18 protein-coding genes are annotated in these 15,177 nt (G+C 49.1%); 10 read left to right on the top strand and 8 right to left on the bottom strand.

Features of this window, described 5'->3' with window-relative positions:
- Positions 1 to 31 precede the first annotated feature (31 nt).
- Together dnaJ and ABJU74_RS14550 are read left to right on the top strand one after the other, a co-directional pair.
- Entirely contained in the window at positions 32 to 1,183 is a 1,152-nt protein-coding gene (gene dnaJ / locus ABJU74_RS14555) for a molecular chaperone DnaJ (RefSeq protein ID WP_348385439.1), read from the top strand.
- 13 nt (positions 1,184 to 1,196) lie between these two features.
- Positions 1,197 to 2,495 carry a putative 2OG-Fe(II) oxygenase gene (locus ABJU74_RS14550; protein WP_348385440.1) on the top strand — a complete coding sequence of 433 codons (1,299 nt, stop codon included), beginning with the start codon at positions 1,197 to 1,199 and terminating at the stop codon, positions 2,493 to 2,495.
- Between the two features lie 232 nt (positions 2,496 to 2,727).
- On the opposite strand, the gene ABJU74_RS14545 is transcribed toward ABJU74_RS14550, so the two are convergent.
- Positions 2,728 to 2,886, bottom strand: coding sequence for a hypothetical protein (locus tag ABJU74_RS14545; protein WP_348385441.1), 159 nt, complete (start codon positions 2,884 to 2,886; stop codon positions 2,728 to 2,730).
- Positions 2,887 to 3,228: 342 nt separating this feature from the next.
- Here ABJU74_RS14545 and ABJU74_RS14540 point away from each other — a divergent pair, with 342 nt between their 5' ends.
- From ABJU74_RS14540 to ABJU74_RS14515, 6 genes are all read left to right on the top strand, one after another.
- A complete protein-coding gene (locus tag ABJU74_RS14540; RefSeq protein ID WP_348385442.1) occupies positions 3,229 to 3,744 on the top strand; it encodes a helix-turn-helix transcriptional regulator in 516 nt (171 codons plus the stop codon).
- A gap of 64 nt (positions 3,745 to 3,808) precedes the next feature.
- Positions 3,809 to 4,144, top strand: coding sequence for a hypothetical protein (locus tag ABJU74_RS14535; RefSeq protein WP_348385443.1), 336 nt, complete (start codon positions 3,809 to 3,811; stop codon positions 4,142 to 4,144).
- 47 nt (positions 4,145 to 4,191) lie between these two features.
- Positions 4,192 to 4,641, top strand: coding sequence for a hypothetical protein (locus tag ABJU74_RS14530; RefSeq protein WP_348385444.1), 450 nt, complete (start codon positions 4,192 to 4,194; stop codon positions 4,639 to 4,641).
- Positions 4,642 to 4,716: 75 nt separating this feature from the next.
- A complete protein-coding gene (locus ABJU74_RS14525; protein ID WP_348385445.1) occupies positions 4,717 to 5,484 on the top strand; it encodes a JAB domain-containing protein in 768 nt (255 codons plus the stop codon).
- Complete coding sequence (locus ABJU74_RS14520; RefSeq protein ID WP_348385446.1) at positions 5,481 to 5,825, top strand: hypothetical protein; 345 nt, start codon at positions 5,481 to 5,483, stop codon at positions 5,823 to 5,825. Before ABJU74_RS14525 ends, ABJU74_RS14520 begins: the two co-directional genes overlap by 4 nt.
- A gap of 96 nt (positions 5,826 to 5,921) precedes the next feature.
- Positions 5,922 to 6,233 (top strand): hypothetical protein, encoded by a 312-nt coding sequence (locus ABJU74_RS14515; RefSeq protein ID WP_348385447.1) that lies wholly within the window; start codon positions 5,922 to 5,924, stop codon positions 6,231 to 6,233.
- Between the two features lie 9 nt (positions 6,234 to 6,242).
- Here ABJU74_RS14515 and ABJU74_RS14510 read toward each other — a convergent pair whose 3' ends face one another.
- Complete coding sequence (locus tag ABJU74_RS14510; protein WP_348385448.1) at positions 6,243 to 6,404, bottom strand: hypothetical protein; 162 nt, start codon at positions 6,402 to 6,404, stop codon at positions 6,243 to 6,245.
- A gap of 307 nt (positions 6,405 to 6,711) precedes the next feature.
- Between ABJU74_RS14510 and sthA the strand changes: the two genes are divergently transcribed.
- The gene (gene sthA / locus ABJU74_RS14505) at positions 6,712 to 8,133 is read left to right on the top strand and encodes a Si-specific NAD(P)(+) transhydrogenase (protein WP_348385449.1); all 1,422 of its coding nucleotides are present in this window, start codon (positions 6,712 to 6,714) and stop codon (positions 8,131 to 8,133) included.
- 1 nt (position 8,134) lies between these two features.
- The gene (locus ABJU74_RS14500; RefSeq protein WP_348385450.1) at positions 8,135 to 9,217 is read left to right on the top strand and encodes a diguanylate cyclase; all 1,083 of its coding nucleotides are present in this window, start codon (positions 8,135 to 8,137) and stop codon (positions 9,215 to 9,217) included.
- A gap of 502 nt (positions 9,218 to 9,719) precedes the next feature.
- On the opposite strand, the gene ABJU74_RS14495 is transcribed toward ABJU74_RS14500, so the two are convergent.
- The 6 genes from ABJU74_RS14495 to ABJU74_RS14470 form a co-directional block, all read right to left on the bottom strand.
- Positions 9,720 to 10,610 carry a flagellar motor protein MotB gene (locus ABJU74_RS14495; protein ID WP_348385451.1) on the bottom strand — a complete coding sequence of 297 codons (891 nt, stop codon included), beginning with the start codon at positions 10,608 to 10,610 and terminating at the stop codon, positions 9,720 to 9,722.
- A gap of 1 nt (position 10,611) precedes the next feature.
- On the bottom strand, positions 10,612 to 11,475 hold the full coding sequence (motA, locus tag ABJU74_RS14490; RefSeq protein WP_348385452.1) for a flagellar motor stator protein MotA: 864 nt from the start codon (positions 11,473 to 11,475) through the stop codon (positions 10,612 to 10,614).
- Positions 11,476 to 11,597: 122 nt separating this feature from the next.
- Entirely contained in the window at positions 11,598 to 12,446 is an 849-nt protein-coding gene (locus ABJU74_RS14485) for a hypothetical protein (protein WP_348385453.1), read from the bottom strand.
- Positions 12,447 to 12,481: 35 nt separating this feature from the next.
- Positions 12,482 to 13,813, bottom strand: a complete 1,332-nt coding sequence (gene flgK, locus ABJU74_RS14480) for a flagellar hook-associated protein FlgK (protein ID WP_348385454.1) — start codon at positions 13,811 to 13,813, stop codon at positions 12,482 to 12,484.
- A complete protein-coding gene (locus ABJU74_RS14475) occupies positions 13,806 to 14,108 on the bottom strand; it encodes a rod-binding protein (RefSeq protein WP_348385455.1) in 303 nt (100 codons plus the stop codon). The genes flgK and ABJU74_RS14475 overlap by 8 nt, the downstream gene beginning before the upstream one ends.
- Complete coding sequence (locus ABJU74_RS14470; RefSeq protein ID WP_348385619.1) at positions 14,105 to 15,169, bottom strand: flagellar basal body P-ring protein FlgI; 1,065 nt, start codon at positions 15,167 to 15,169, stop codon at positions 14,105 to 14,107. The genes ABJU74_RS14475 and ABJU74_RS14470 overlap by 4 nt, the downstream gene beginning before the upstream one ends.
- Positions 15,170 to 15,177 lie beyond the last annotated feature (8 nt).

The following is a 15,177-nucleotide window of genomic DNA, read 5'->3' as shown; positions in this document are numbered from 1 at the left end:
TTTTCGGCTTCTGGGGGGCTGAGGTAGAGCAATGGCAACCGAAACAGATTATTATGAGCAGCTCCAAGTCGATCGCGGCTGTGATGGAGCAACGCTGAAATCGGCCTATCGTAAGCTCGCTATGAAATATCATCCGGATAAAAACCCTGGTGATGAGGCTGCGGAAGCCAGGTTTAAGTCGATCAGCGAAGCCTATGAAGTGCTCAAAGATCCGCAAAAGCGCGCGGCTTATGATCAATATGGCCATGCTGCCTTTACCAATGGTGGTGGTAATAATGCTGGCGGCGGCGGTTTTAGCGGTACCGGTTTCAACGATATCGGGGATATTTTCGAAACGATTTTCGGCGGCGGCGGAGGCGGCGGTTTTGGCGGACAGCAGCAGCAACGCGGTCCAGCACGCGGTGCGGATTTACGCTATGATATGGAAATTTCCCTCGAAGACGCCTTTCACGGCAAGCAGACGGAAATTGAAATAGATGTTTCGGCAAGCTGTGACGCATGCGATGGATCCGGAGCAGAACCGGGAACAGGCGTTAATACCTGCACCACCTGCCATGGTCACGGTAAAGTCCGTGTCCAACAAGGCTTCTTTGTGGTCGAACGGACCTGTACCAGCTGTCAAGGACGCGGAGAAGTCATCGAGAGTCCCTGCCATGTCTGTTATGGTGAAGGCAGGGTCGATAAGCCACAGACTTTGGAAGTAGAAATCCCCGCCGGTGTTGATAGCGGAACACGTATCCGTTTGTCTGGAAAAGGCGAAGCCGGCGCGCGCGGCGCGCCAACCGGTGATTTATATATTTTCATTCATTTGGCACGCCACGGTATATTTGAACGCGAGGGTACAACTTTGTTCACACGCGCTCCGATTAGTTTTTCGGTTGCCGCTTTGGGCGGTGAAATAGTTATTCCAGGGCTGGATGGCAGTAAGCATGAAATTCGGATCCCGCCCGGCATTCAATCTGGCAAACAAATCCGACAGCGTGGCGCCGGTATGCCTGTGCTGCGGGGACGAGGCCATGGTGATATGGTCGTTCAGATCGAAGTAGAAACGCCGACCAAATTATCAACGCGCCAGAAAGAATTGTTGCGTGAGTTTCAGGAAACCGAAACCGGCGATGAAAGCCCAAATAGCAGCGGCTTCTTTTCGAAAATCAAAGAAGCCTGGGACGGCTTGGCAGATTAGGGCAGGGTGATCCGTGGCCTATAGCGAAGCGGATCAACAGCGGCGGGATCAGGCCATTGCCGCCTATCAGGCGGATGCCAACAATGCCCTCGCTCTGCTGCAAAGTGCCCGTGTCCATTTGCCGCTAGATGGCGGCTTGCTCATCAGTGAAGCAGGGGCACTGATTGCTCAAGATGACCAGGCAGCGCTGGATAATTTGACGGCTGTTCTGGATCAAGCACCGGATTGGATTGATGGCCATATCGCGCTGGCGCAATTCCGCTTTGAAAAAGCCGATCCCGACTATCTGGCGCAGATCGAAAAAGCGTTGCAATTGTCAGGGCCAAAGGCTGCACTTTGGCGACTTTATATGCAATTGCTGGCTGATGGCGGACAAGCCCGAAGGGCCTGTGATACCGCGCTATCGCTGCGCAAAAAAGGTGCACCAGCTAAGGAATTGATGCTGCTTGAAGCGCGTTATGCAGGATTGGCTGGATTGCATGATCGCGCCGGCCGTCTATTCGCGCAATTGCCCGGCGATTGGGAAATAAAAAATCTGGACGAAACGCGCCATCAAATGCGCATTCAGGATTTTGCTAAGGCCGATAAGCTGCTGCAGGTGCTGCGCGATCAAAATTCCGAACAGGTTACCGTCTGGGCTTTGACAGAATTGTGCTGGCGTATCATGGATGACCCGCGTCATAGTTGGTTATTGCCCGAGCCATTAATGCCGGTACAAATCAATCTGCATTGCGATGCAGCTTTGGTGCAGTCTCTCAGTCAATTATTGCACAAATGGCATCATAGTAAATCGCGACCGCTGAGCCAATCTGTTCGCCACGGCAGCCAGACGCGGGGCAATCTTTTTTTCCGGCGCAATGGAGAAATTGCCGAATTGAAGCAGAGTTTTATGGCTGCCATTACAGATTATATCGGGTCATGGCCTGCCGAGGATCCCGACCATCCCTTGTTGCACCATCGCGATCAGAAAATGGCATTAACGGCCGGATGGTCAATTTTGATAAAACCACCGGGTCATCATGTGAGCCACGTCCATGATGGTGGGTTGATCAGTTCCGCGTTCCATATTGGCATACCGCAGCAGAGCGAGACGGGCAATGGCGGTGGAGCATTAGAGCTAGGGCGTGCGCCGATTGATCTGGCCTGCGATGTGGAACCTTTGACGCATTTTCAACCGAAAGCTGGGCATTTGGTTCTTTTCCCCAGTTTTTTATATCATGGAACGCGGCCGATCGACCGGGGAGAACGATTGACGATAGCCTTTGATGCCGGCGCAGTTGGTGCAGGCGCTGTTGGGACAGATGGGGCCTGATGATTGGAAGATTGGAAAAAGAGGCGATTCCGTAAGGACCAGCAGACAGGATCGCCTCTTTCCAACGCGTGTTAAACGGACCGCTCATTGTGGGGATGATTAATGCGGAGTTTAACCAATGGGCAGTTTTCTCTGCCCGATTAGATTTACGGTTAAATGCAGCGCCGCTTAACAGTGGGGATGTATTATTTTAAACCCGATCCGATTTACAGCAGAATAAGGGGTTTTGTGGTCAGGGATTTTCCAGACAATCAATGGCTTCCGCGACTTTAATCGCCGGGATGGCCATTTCGAGATTGTCCAATTGTGCCAATAGCTGTTCGAGCATGGCCAATACTTCAGCAGTTTGGGATCCGCTGTCTGGCGAGACTGTTTGATCAAGCTCTTTCATCAACTCGTTCCCGTTGGTTTTATGCACATGCATCGAACGCAAATCGTTCGGAACAAAAAATTACAGTAAGCCGCTTAATCTGTTTAATATTAACCTACACTGTCGAAAAGCTCTAATTTGTAAAAAAATGTAACATCATGTAATACTGTAGTAATTGACTATCAGTACTTACAATATTGTTAATATACTTTTCGATAAATTCTATTGCTTTACCGCCATGCTATCAATCGAACCGTTGATTGAAGCGGGTCGTTATTCTGTCTAAATTAGCTATAGTTTTTTCGTTAGTTGCTTAACGGGTAATGTGAATATATATTAATCTTGCATTTTTGGGGATCACAAGTGGGCCAGTTTGAAATCGAAGCCGAGCGCGTTGCAAAGCTGACCGAGAAACAGCGGGAATGCCTGCATCTGGTAGTCCAACGAAAATCCTCCAAAGAAATTGCCCGCATATTAGACATTTCCAAACCAGCGGTAGACCAACGGCTGGACGGCGCCCGGCGAACTTTGGATGTCATGACCCGCGATGAAGCTGCGATCATCTTTGCTAGGGCTGTCGGAGGCTATGATCGGATCATATATGATCCAGCCTATCTTCCCTCAGCCGCAGAAATAGGTGCAAGAGCGAATCAGGGCGAACAAACACAATCGACCATGTTGGAAGAAGCAGCCGTTCCATACGACTTCAAATCCAACCATGATTCGAGCCTGTGGATGCAAGCCCTGAAGGAACCGGGTGGCGATCTCGGGACCATTCAAAGACTAGCCATCATTGTCGGCATGACTGTCGGTATATTGGCGATAGTATTGATCGGTCTTGCTGTCTCTCAGTCTCTTTCAGGTCTGCTGGGCGGATAAGCCAAAACCAGACCTAAGCTAAAATTTTATTTTTGGAATTCGCGTTTCGCGGAAAGGGAATCTTATGTCTTACGAAATTAAAAAAGCCAAAGATCAAATCGGCAAAGACATGCCGAATACCGAGTATAGTATCGATCAAGCACTTATCTCTGTATCCACCCTTATGGCCACTTTGGTCAATGCACGTATCTCATCAGGCGTTCCGGCCGCGACAGGTCAAGCTGCAATCCTCCGTCTCGCCAAAGCACAAATGGCCCTTGTTGACGCCAGCAGTGATGTACTGCGGGTCCATGGCGAATTGAAGAAAATAGGGAAAGAATATGCAGGATATGGCAGCGAAGATTGTCCGCCCGCGCAAGCGAGCCATAATGACAAAACTCAACTTTCTATAGTAAGCTAGTCGATCAATATGTTGACTAAATCCCGCTATCGTGGTCCTTGCACTGAATGCGGATCGCAATTTTCTATATACTGTTCGTTTCTTGCACAGCCTATGCACTTTGGCGTGGAGGGGCACCTGAACGCGCGGTGGCGGGATCCTATTTCTCGATCTGGTTGTTGGATCAAGCTTTACATTTTGTCTACGCATCGGATTTTACAGAATTGGATCCTGGCCATTTGGTCATTGACCTTCTCATCTGGGTGGCATTCTTTACAGTTGCCATGCGAGCAAAAAGGTTTTGGCCACTATGGTTAGCCTCATTACAAACAATTGCGGTTGTAGCACATTCGGCGAAGTTTTTGGATGTAACTATTGCCCCAAGGGCATATTTGACAATGCAGATTGCATCTTCATTTCCAGTTTTGATATTGCTGGCTTTTGGAACTTACAATCATCAAAAACGGTTAAAAGAAAATGGTTTCGATCCGTCTTGGCGCAGCAAAAGTCTAAAATAGACACGCGTCCTTTTATCCTCTTTCTCAAATCATGTAGTGAAACGTGTCGCACAACACCCAAAGGTTTTGGTTGCCATGGGTAACTTTGCTGCAAACCATAGCGCTGGTGGCTCTTATCGCGAAGCAGATGGAAGTGTCGATACACCCGCAGGCATATTTCATCACGCAAGCCGCTTCTTTTTATCCCTTGCTGCTAATCCTGGCACTCGGGATATATTGCCACCAGCGCCGCCTTCTAACCAACAGGACCGATCTGTCTTAGCGCAACTCATCGCGTCGGTCTTGCCGGAAAAGGCCGGTATTTTGTCCGATGCTTTATTGGCTGAATTTGGTTCGCTCGGGCGTATTTTTTCGGAGTCCGAAGAAGCATTGAAACGGGTCATTGGATCGCACCAATCGGTACTCAATTTACTGGTGGCAACCAAGACACTTTTAACAACCCAGTTGCAAAATAACTTACCCAAAAAACTAGTGTCGGCAACCGACGAAAAGTTGATCTACTATCTGCAAGCAACCATGGGGTCGTTGGCGAATGAAACCATGCGTGTTTTATTTCTCAACAATGCAAATCATCTGCTTAAAGATGAAGAATTTGGTAGCGGTTCACCGCGCAAGATAATCGTGCAGCCGCGATGCATTTTGAAGCGCGCATTGGAACTCAACGCCAGTGCTATCATCCTTGTGCATAACCATCCAGGCGGTGATTTGCAGCCCAGTCCGTCAGATATCAAATTTACGACATTGATCAAAAATCTGTGCGGCGAACTAGAGATCAAATTACACGATCACATCATCATTGCTGACAATAAATGGTCCAGTTTTCGGAACATGAGGCTGTTATGACCGAGCAACTTCTGGATAGCTATGTGGAACGAGCTAAAAATTACCTGGCGATGCAACGTCAGCAAAACCTGTTTTTTGAGAATGACGGGATATTTGGTGACCCGGCTTGGGAATTATTGCTTGGGATATTTATCGCAACGGAGTCCGATCAATGTGTGATGAAGAGTGAACTTTTGGTGGATTTGTCAACCACACCGGCCATAGCATCGCGTTGGATCGATATTTTTTCGGACAATGACTATATTGTTGAATGTGAGCAGCAGGGTAAAGTTGGTATTCGGATGACCGACTCTGCCCGCGCAGAATGCGCTGCCTATCTCGATGCGGTGCTGCTACTTTAGATTTGATCGGCCTATTTTTTATTTGATCTAACCCTTAATCCTGCCTCCCGTTGACCGTAATTCACACTGAACCCTCCGGTATCGGGATTGTGCGGAATGAATTATCTTCGCCCAGCGGCGCAGTTAAGTGATAAGGTCCAGTGGAGATATTGGCTGGCTGTCTTGTTGCTTGCCGTTCTTCATTCATCGGCGAATGCCCAGCAGAAAATAGATGATAGCGGCGTCCGAGGCGCAACCGTTCTTGCCTATGCGAGAATTGCAAAGCCGTTTCGCGTTGCGCCCGATAATTTTGTGGCACGTCCGAGAAGGCGCGGAGAAAAGTTAGCGGATATAAGTGTTCAAACATGCAATGCCGAAACCGGCCAGCAAATCGACGCCTGTGTTTTGATGATTTATGAACTTCAGTAGAAGAATTTGCTATTCATCATTTTCCGCTTCGGAGGCGTCCGCCCGTTGCAAAGCGTTGATCGCTTCTTCGACTTTTATCGCCGCAAGAGCGTGGCCACCTTCATCTAACAGGGACAGGACATTCTCGAGTTTTTCGACTAAGTCTAGCATGTCAACATTGCTGTTACTCATGTCAATCGAGAGTGCCTTTCTATTGGCAAATGTGCTTTTTGATGATTCCATACGCTCTATTCGAACGATGAAATCAAATGGTTACAGCGCTCAACAAAAAATCCAACTAGTTGCAACCGGTTGCAATTACAACCAAAATTACCGGAAACTGGCCAATTCCGACAAATATATTGCTGGTGTCCCAATTTGAAGCAGCTCCTTCGTGATTGCTAACGCATCTCAAAGTCACCGGAATTACAGGAATAATGCTGCCTTCCGTTTAATATTTTCCACAGGTGCCGTTAACCATCACACGAAAGGGAAATAGATGACTGATTTTGATTATGACTTTGTAATAATCGGAGGTGGGCCAGCTGGTCGCCGCGCAGCCATCCAGGCTTCCAAACTTGGGAAGTCTGTTGCGATCGTCGATGACCAAAAGAAAATTGGTGGTGTGTCAGTGCATACCGGAACGCTGCCGTCGAAAACAATCCGGGAGTCCGTCCTGTCGGTTACTGGGTGGCGTGATCAACATTTTAAATCGGGGCGGCAACGTCATGGTGCCAACGTAACGCAAAATTCAATTGCGTCACGATTGTCGACCACATTGGGCGATGAGGTCGAGGTTATCGACAGCCAGCTGTGTCGCAATAATATTGCAACGTTAAAAGGGCGTGCAAAATTTTCAGCATCCAATAAGCTTGCTGTTTCCCAAACGGTTCAAGGCAAGAAAACAAGCTATTCGGTTACGGCTGAAAAATTTCTCATCGCGGTTGGCACGAAACCTTATCGTCCCAGTCATATCCCATTCAATGGTACGTCTGTGGTCGACAGCGATTGTATTGCCGCCAATATGCCCATGCCCAAATCTATCATCGTCGTTGGCGGCGGTGTCATTGGGCTCGAATATGCAACAATATTCTCGACCCTGGAAATTCCGGTTACCGTGGTCGAAGCAAGAGAAAATATTCTCGAATTTATTGATCGTGATATCGTTTCCAACTTCACGCATCAATTGTCCGAACGCGGCATTAATCTGCGCTTGGGCCGGACGATAAAAAATATCGAACTGGACAAAAATAACAGCCCGCATGTTGTGCTGGATGATGGCCGAGAATTACGATCACAAATGCTCTTATTCACGGCCGGCCGGGTTGGTGCGGTTGGCAAGCTCGGATTGGAAAAAGTAGGCATCGAAGCCGACAGCCGTGGTCGGCTCTCTGTCAATGCCGAAACGCTGCAAACGACACAGCCGCATATTTACGCAGCGGGTGATATCATCGGCTTCCCCGCATTGGCTTCCACTTCTATGGAGCAGGGGCGGCTAGCCGCATGCCATGCATTTAATCATCCGATCCACACGTCGGAGCATAATTTCCCTCTGGGAATCTATTCTATTCCAGAAATCGCCAGTATTGGCATGTCGGAAGAAGAAGCGCGTGCCAATGATCTGCAAGTTGAAATCGGCATCGCGCGATTTCAAGAAACCTCTCGTGGCCATATTTTAGGCAATTGCAAAGGGATGCTCAAATGCATTTTTGATCTTCACGATCGAAAACTTTTGGGCGTTCATATTGTCGGAGAGGGCGCGACAGAACTTATTCATATCGGCCAAGCCGTTTTGAACCTCAACGGAGGTATCGACTATTTGTCCGACACTGTCTTCAATTTCCCCACCCTAGCCGAAGCATATAAGGTCGCTGCGCTTGATGCGTATAACCGTATGCCACAACCCAGAATGAGAGCATAACGTGAAACTAGATATTAAAAATATATTGGACGGTTATTTCCGCGATAATGACAATGAGGAATCCTGCCCGGTCTGCATTGAGGAGGATGGTCAGCGAACGCCCCTCTTCGCGATCGCGAGCTTTATCCGACAGCATAATCTGTCCCTGTCTTCTAATAATTTGGAACTCGCTTGGGAATATATTTGTGGCGGCAAAAGCGTTCTGAAAAATGAAATATTAGGCCTATCATCGGCCGGCCGGTTAAACAATTCGTCCGCGGCAGAATTGCACGACAAATATTTGCGTTCAGACATTGGGGTGCAAATTGACAAAATATTGAAAGAGGCCATTACCCAGATTCATCAAACCAGCCAAATCATTGATGATGGCACCAAAAATTCGATCGAGGCCGAAACAAATTTGATCGAGCATGCCGATCATATCCGCACCCAACCGGGTGATCTCGATAACGCGATACAGAAACTTTTGGATTTGTCGCATCTTATGGTTGAATCAACCCGCGAAAACCGGGAACAAATTTCGGAAACCAACAAGAAACTGGCAGAATTGCAGACCGAGTTGGAGCAAGCCAGAAATGAAGCAGATTTTGATCAGTTAACAAAATTGCCGAACAGAAGGAAATTTGAACGCACTTTGGATGATCTGCTCGAAAAGCTGATTCAAGGCGGTGCAGCCCCAATATTGGTATTTATTGACATTGATCATTTCAAGAAGGTCAATGACACGTTCGGCCATGAGTGCGGCGATCGTGTCTTGCGTCTGGTCGCGGACGAATTGTCGACCATGTCGAACAGCAAATGTCACACATCACGCTATGGTGGTGAAGAATTTGCAATGATTTTTGAAGACAAGTCTATCGATCAAGCCTGCAAACTGGTTGATCAATGCCGTGAGACTTTGTCGCGCCGCGCATTGGTTGATCTCGAGACAGGCCAATCGCTCGGTAAACTGACTTTTTCAGCCGGTGTTGCAGAATGTTTGCAATCGGATACCAAGCGCTCATTGTTGCGAAAAGCAGATTTGGCGCTCTACGAAGCCAAATCTCAGGGACGCAATACCGTATTGCAATATTCGGCGGAATAAACGGATCGGCTAATTGACGCTGTATCTATTGCGGTGGTGACAAACGATCGATCTGATAATCAGTCAGCCAGGGGAGAGTAGAAATACTCTTCTCTGGCTTTTTGGTATCTGCACGAAATCTATTGAAGCTTGGATTGAAGCTGCCCACACCATTGTCCGCATCATTATCTGCATCACAGGCAGCCCGGTTCAGACCACTGTGCTGAACATCGACGACGCATCGTTCCAAGATGACCGAATAGGGAGCCCCAAAAGCGATTGGGTAGAGTAACCAAAGCAACTCTACCCAATCAATAATAACGCAGACCAGGTGCGCTACGTTTAACAAAGCCACAACCTGCGGGGGCTGCGATGGCTTTGGAATGAAAGATATAAACCCTTCACATAGTGTTATCCGAATCCAGACGCCTGATAGCAACGGATATTCAATCCAATCTGAGTGGACCGGTCCGTTTTACTTCCAAACTGGGTCTATCGCATCGCCAGTGCGGGATGAAACGGCTTATATTTTCTTCATCGTTATGGAAATACGCCTATTCCTATCATCCGCCGGTTCAGCGGGATTATAGGGCTCTGTGTCGGCAACGCCCTCAATACGGGCGGTACGAACCATTGAGACGCCGCGTTTTACCAGTTCCTGTCTGGTCGCTTCGGCGCGCGCAGAAGATAACAGCCAATTGTTCATATTTTGACCGCTGGCATAAGGTAGACTGTCGGTATGACCTCTAATGATCAGTTCATTATCGACTGTTTTGATAATGCGCGCGACCTGACCGATTAACTCCGCGGCTACGGGGTTAAGATCATCCGTTGCCAATGCGAACATGCTGAAGTCGGCTTCATCGACAATATCGATGCGCAAACCTTCTTGCGTATCTGTAAACCTGACGTTGGAAAGCAACTCCAAACTCGCGGGGTTATTTTTCAGCTGTTCGCGAATAAGTCGCTCAAATTCTTTGGCATCCAGCTCTTTCACTTGCGCCAGTTTTCCTTGGCCTTGGCTTTCGCCTTTTTCTTTATACTTGTTTTTTTGTTCCGCTTTGGCGCCGGTATTGTTGCGTGGAACCGCCATAGCAGCGTTACCAGTATTGGAATTTGGATTGGGATATTTATCCGGATCAGTGACCGAAGAGCCGCCAAACATATCTTTGCCGCCTGCGCTGTCTCGTTTGACTTGGGCAAGGGTCGGAGCAAAATAGTCGGCAATGCCTTTGCGCTGTTTCTCGTCGGTTGCTCCTAACAACCACATGAGCAAGAAAAACGCCATCATCGCGGTCACAAAGTCGGCATATGCGACTTTCCACGCACCGCCATGGTGACCACCATGATCTTCCATGATGATTTTTTTGACAATGATCGGTTGCAAGGGTTCAGGCGCAGCTTTTTTTGCCATGTTATTTTGCCCTTATGGCATCAAAGACGTCAGAGAAGCTGGGTTGATTGTCGTGCTGTAAGCTGGTTCGCGCTGCCTCAATAATAAGCGGCTGAGGATGGCCGTGAAGGCTGGCGATTATCAGTTGTTTGGCAACATGATAAATGCTCGCATCACTTTCAATGACCGATCGCGCTCGGTTGGCCATGGGGCCAACCAAACCATAAGCCAGTAAAACACCAAGGAATGTTCCAACCAATGCAGAGCCAATCATTCCGCCGAGTATTGTTGGAGGCTTATCAATCGAACCCATGACTTTGATAATACCCAAAACCGCAGCAACAATGCCGAGTGCCGGGAGCGCGTCAGCTAGGTTCTGGAGATTGTCTGCGGGTGCTATGGCTTCGTGATGATGAGTCTTGATAGCCTGGTCCATGACATCTTCAACAGCATGGGGATCTAGTGTGCCGGAAGAAACCACCACCAGGCGCAAACTATCCGCGATTAGATGGATCAACGTATCGTCCTTGAGCAGCTTGGGATATTCGCTGAAAATGGGAGAGGATTTGGGATCTTCAATATGAGGCTCCAGTGCAACCGGGCCTTCGCTTTTGAGAATTTTGGTCAGTTTTGAAACCAGCAATATGCAGTCCATAAAGTCTTGTTTCACGTAAGTTGGACCTTTGAAGACTTTTGCAAAGCCGCCCATCAATGCTTTTAACTGTCCGCTGCTATTGCCGATGATAAGCGCGCCGACGGCGGATCCGCCGATAATGCCCATTTCAACTGGCAAGGCTGAAACTACAACACCCAGATCGCCGCCGGAAATCATAAAAACGCCAAAAACCATGACGAGTAAAACTACAATACCAATTCCAGCGAACATCTTCGTTCCAATCCACAGGTCCGTTAAATTTTGTTCGATCCCTCTGAAACAGAAGGACGATCATATTGGTGAACGGCAAAAATGCCCCGTGGTTAAGGGACAAATAAGCATATTATCGGCAGTTATCCGATCAACTGAACCAAGGAGTTACTCGCGGTTTGCGCATAGAGTCGTTGGGCAGCCTCCAAGTTGACCAGCAAGGATTGGAATTGAGAAATAGCCTGGCCAATATCCGTATTCTCCAGAGCAGAACGCCGTTCCAGTGTGTTCAATTCTGATTCCTGCAGGCGCAGCTCTTGCTCATCCAACCGGTTGACCAAAACCCCTTGAGCGCCCAGCAACGAAGCAAAATGATCGGTCATCGCCTTTGCTCGATCTAGCTGTTCCCCTCGTTCGGTTGGCGTTCCCGAGCGGACGGCGTCGATCATATTTGCAAATATGACATCCAAACTTTCGGTCATGCCGCCGCCAATATCAACGCCCTGAGCAACGGCAGCAAGAGTGGGGGCCGGAGTGACCAAAACATTATTGTCAATCCGCATTTCTATGGGATCACCGCTATGGAATAGCTTCCCGCCATAATTATCATCCACTTGAACAAGTTGGCTGAATTGTTGTTGAAAGCTCTCAAGCTCCAAAATGATCACGTCTCGATCTTGGGGTGCTAATGTTTCATTGTTCGCCAATACCATAAGTTCTCGGACTCGCGTGGTTCCGTTAGACATTGTGTTGATCGTAGATTCCGCTTGCTGCGCCAAAATGCGGGCGCGACCGATATTGTTCGACCAGCTTTGTTCAATGGTTGACTGTCTGCTGATACTGGAAATTTCCAGCCAGCTTGATGGCGCTTCCGATGGACGGTTGAAACTTATCCCCGTGGCGATGGTTTCCTGCTTGCGCGCAATCAGGTCAGCCAATTGACTCTGCATCTGAATGGCATCTGCTGGTCTGGTGCGATTAATGGATTCCATTTTAAGCCCCTTTGGCGCGTGTGAATATAATTAGTCTAGAATATGGCCAAAACGGATTGAATCGTCTCGCGCGCGACCTGAACAATGCGGGCCGATGCTTCGTAAGATTGCTGGAGACGGATTAAGTCCGCTGCTTCGCGATCAAGATCGACAACGGATATGCGATCCCTGGACTCGCGTGTGGCTCTGTCAAAAGCAGTCGCCGCTTCGCTTTCACTTCGTGCTGACAATAGATTTTGAGCCTGGGTAAGGACTAAGCCTTCAAATTGTTGCTCGGTGCCACCAGGAGTGCGCAAGTCAACAAAGGCAAGGATATTGCCATTTGCAACGCCGGCTGGTGAGGCCAAGGCCAGATCATCTATAGTCAATCCGGTCATCGCTAAGCTGGCTGCGCCGCCGCCGTGAGAAACAACCGCTGCGCCAACCGCGCCGCCATCCGTTCGGCCATTGGCCTGCCAACCGTTTAACTCGTCGGCAAATTGGACCGCGAGAGCATCCAATTCAGAAGCACTGGATGCAATGTTTGATTGCGCGCGGTGGAGACCGCCCAATGTCCCGTTAGTGGGAGCAGATTGAACGACACCGCCAATATCAATATCAAATGCACCGCCCGCATTGGCGATGAAGTTCACCGGACTGACGGTATTAAATGCCACCAGATCGGTACCATTACGAGAAACATCAACCAAACCGTCATCGCCAAAATTTATTTCAACATCCAGTTTTTCAGTGATCACAGTCAAGGCTGCATCGCGTTGATCCAGCAATGCAACATGCTGAGCGGTGCCCGGCTGGGTTGGCTGCAGTTTCTCGTTAACCTCAGCGAGTTCCGCAAGGGCCAGATTTAATTCTGATACTTCTTGAGTGGCGGCACCGTTGATTAAAGTCGTCGTGGCCGACAGATTGGATGCGGTTTGATTGAACCGGGCAACTGTATCTTCTATATCGCCAAGAAATTGACCTCTAAGCGCTGGTTCAAAGGGTATTGCGGACAGCTCTTCTGCGCTACCGAATAGCTGCGTGAGCTGGCTGCCCACATCGGATTGATTATTTGCGAGCGCAATCTCACCTTGATCCAACCATTGAACCAACACATCTGTGCGCACCCGATCGGCACCGGTCTGACGGGTTGCAGCTTCCAGAAACTTGTCGCTGGCGCGCACAAGGCCATTAATTTCAACCCCGCCGACGCCAGTAAATTTTCCATAAAGCGGGTTGGTGGACCCATATATAGTTGTGTCACCAACATTGAGCGATCGGCGGACATAATCGGGATTCTCCGCGTTTGCGATATTTGAACCCACAACCTCCAATGCGCGCGCATTAACCTGCAGCGCGGAGCGTCCAATAGCCAATAGATCAGACATTTTTGCTCTCCACATGCCGGCTTAGCAGTTCTGCAACGCCGAAAACGCCTTTTTCGGCCATATTCTCGGCAAGCATGGAATCCTGCATATCTTGAAATTGGTCGGTGCCTTGACCGTCAAACAAGCCTTCGCTGAGTGAAGCGCTACGCATTGTTTTTAGCATCTGCCGAACGAAGATTGCTTCAAAGTCCGCAGCCATCGCTTCGACTTGCGTCTTTGTGTTGCGGTCAGATGAATGGGCATTTTGTGGGACCTGATCGACTGAACGCGGGTTCTGAAATTGTATAGGGTTCATATGATTATCAACTCCGCTTTCAATGCACCGGCTTGCTTTAAACCTTCGAGGATCGCTGTTAGATCTGACGGTGAAACACCGATGGAATTAATAGTTTCAACAATTTCCGACAGGGAAGCGCGGCGGCCAATTTCGAACGCCGGAGCGCCGCTATCTTCCAATAGAATATCACTATTCTCTTCTGTCTCTGTCCGTCCGCGACTAAACGGTGCCGGTTGTACGACAGTGGGATTTTCTTCGACGCGAACGGTCAGCTTTCCGTGACTGACGGCCGCCGGTCCTAATCGCACTGCGCCATTTATAACGACAGTACCGGTTCGGGCGTTGACGATGATGCGGGCTCTGGCTTTTGCTGGGCTGACTTCCAAATTCTCGATCATACCCATCAACATGACGCGTTCCTGGACACCAACAGGAGCGTTGATCCTCACCGTTACGGCATCTGCTGCAACCGCCTGGTCTTTGCCAATCGCCGTGTTAATGGCTTGGGCCACGCGCAACGATGTGGTTAGATCAGCATCGGCTAAGTTGAAGCTCAAATAGGGTTGTGTTTCAAATCCGGTAGCAACAGTGCGCTCGATCGTCGCGCCGCTCGAAATTCGCCCAACGGAGGGAATATTGACGGTGAGACTAGAGCCATCGGCAGCCGATATACCTAATCCGCCAACCGCTAAATTACCCTGCGCCATGGCGTATATTTGCTGATCCGCACCATAGAGAGGCATCAGGATTAAGGTCCCGCCGCGGAGCGATTTCGCCTTACCAAGTGCCGATACGGTAACATCCATTCGTTGTCCGGGTTTCGCAAAGGCCGGCATTTCTGCGGTGACCATGACGGCGGCTGCATTTTTAGTGGCGGGATTAACGCCGGGAGGTAGAGATAAGCCAAAGCGGCTGGTTACTCCTTTGACGCCGAGCGTCGCATATTCCAAGCTGTCATCACCAGTTCCTGCCAACCCTACAACAACGCCATAGCCAACCAGCTGGTTGGTGCGCAGCCCAGCAAAATGTCCAAGATCTTTTATGCGTTCAGCCTGGACCGGTTGCACAGCGATAAACATTGTGATCG

Origin of the sequence: Parasphingorhabdus sp., from assembly GCF_039982415.1 — a bacterium.
Taxonomy (GTDB): domain Bacteria; phylum Pseudomonadota; class Alphaproteobacteria; order Sphingomonadales; family Sphingomonadaceae; genus Parasphingorhabdus.
The sequence above is the reverse complement of the archived record's forward strand: the minus strand, read 5'-3'. Positions and strand labels throughout refer to the sequence as shown.

Bases quoted from the DNA above. Each gene is read 5' to 3' on its own strand.
- ABJU74_RS14495 (WP_348385451.1), bottom strand. From the start codon at position 10,610: ATGGCAAAAAAAGCTGCGCCTGAACCCTTGCAACCGATCATTGTCAAA.
- ABJU74_RS14530 (WP_348385444.1), top strand. From the start codon at position 4,192: ATGCGGATCGCAATTTTCTATATACTGTTCGTTTCTTGCACAGCCTAT.
- ABJU74_RS14520 (WP_348385446.1), top strand. From the start codon at position 5,481: ATGACCGAGCAACTTCTGGATAGCTATGTGGAACGAGCTAAAAATTAC.
- ABJU74_RS14470 (WP_348385619.1), bottom strand. From the start codon at position 15,169: ATGTTTATCGCTGTGCAACCGGTCCAGGCTGAACGCATAAAAGATCTT.
- sthA (WP_348385449.1), top strand. From the start codon at position 6,712: ATGACTGATTTTGATTATGACTTTGTAATAATCGGAGGTGGGCCAGCT.
- ABJU74_RS14510 (WP_348385448.1), bottom strand. From the start codon at position 6,404: ATGAGTAACAGCAATGTTGACATGCTAGACTTAGTCGAAAAACTCGAG.
- ABJU74_RS14525 (WP_348385445.1), top strand. From the start codon at position 4,717: ATGGGTAACTTTGCTGCAAACCATAGCGCTGGTGGCTCTTATCGCGAA.
- dnaJ (WP_348385439.1), top strand. From the start codon at position 32: ATGGCAACCGAAACAGATTATTATGAGCAGCTCCAAGTCGATCGCGGC.
- flgK (WP_348385454.1), bottom strand. From the start codon at position 13,813: ATGTCTGATCTATTGGCTATTGGACGCTCCGCGCTGCAGGTTAATGCG.
- ABJU74_RS14545 (WP_348385441.1), bottom strand. From the start codon at position 2,886: ATGAAAGAGCTTGATCAAACAGTCTCGCCAGACAGCGGATCCCAAACT.
- ABJU74_RS14515 (WP_348385447.1), top strand. From the start codon at position 5,922: ATGAATTATCTTCGCCCAGCGGCGCAGTTAAGTGATAAGGTCCAGTGG.
- ABJU74_RS14475 (WP_348385455.1), bottom strand. From the start codon at position 14,108: ATGAACCCTATACAATTTCAGAACCCGCGTTCAGTCGATCAGGTCCCA.
- ABJU74_RS14485 (WP_348385453.1), bottom strand. From the start codon at position 12,446: ATGGAATCCATTAATCGCACCAGACCAGCAGATGCCATTCAGATGCAG.
- ABJU74_RS14535 (WP_348385443.1), top strand. From the start codon at position 3,809: ATGTCTTACGAAATTAAAAAAGCCAAAGATCAAATCGGCAAAGACATG.
- motA (WP_348385452.1), bottom strand. From the start codon at position 11,475: ATGTTCGCTGGAATTGGTATTGTAGTTTTACTCGTCATGGTTTTTGGC.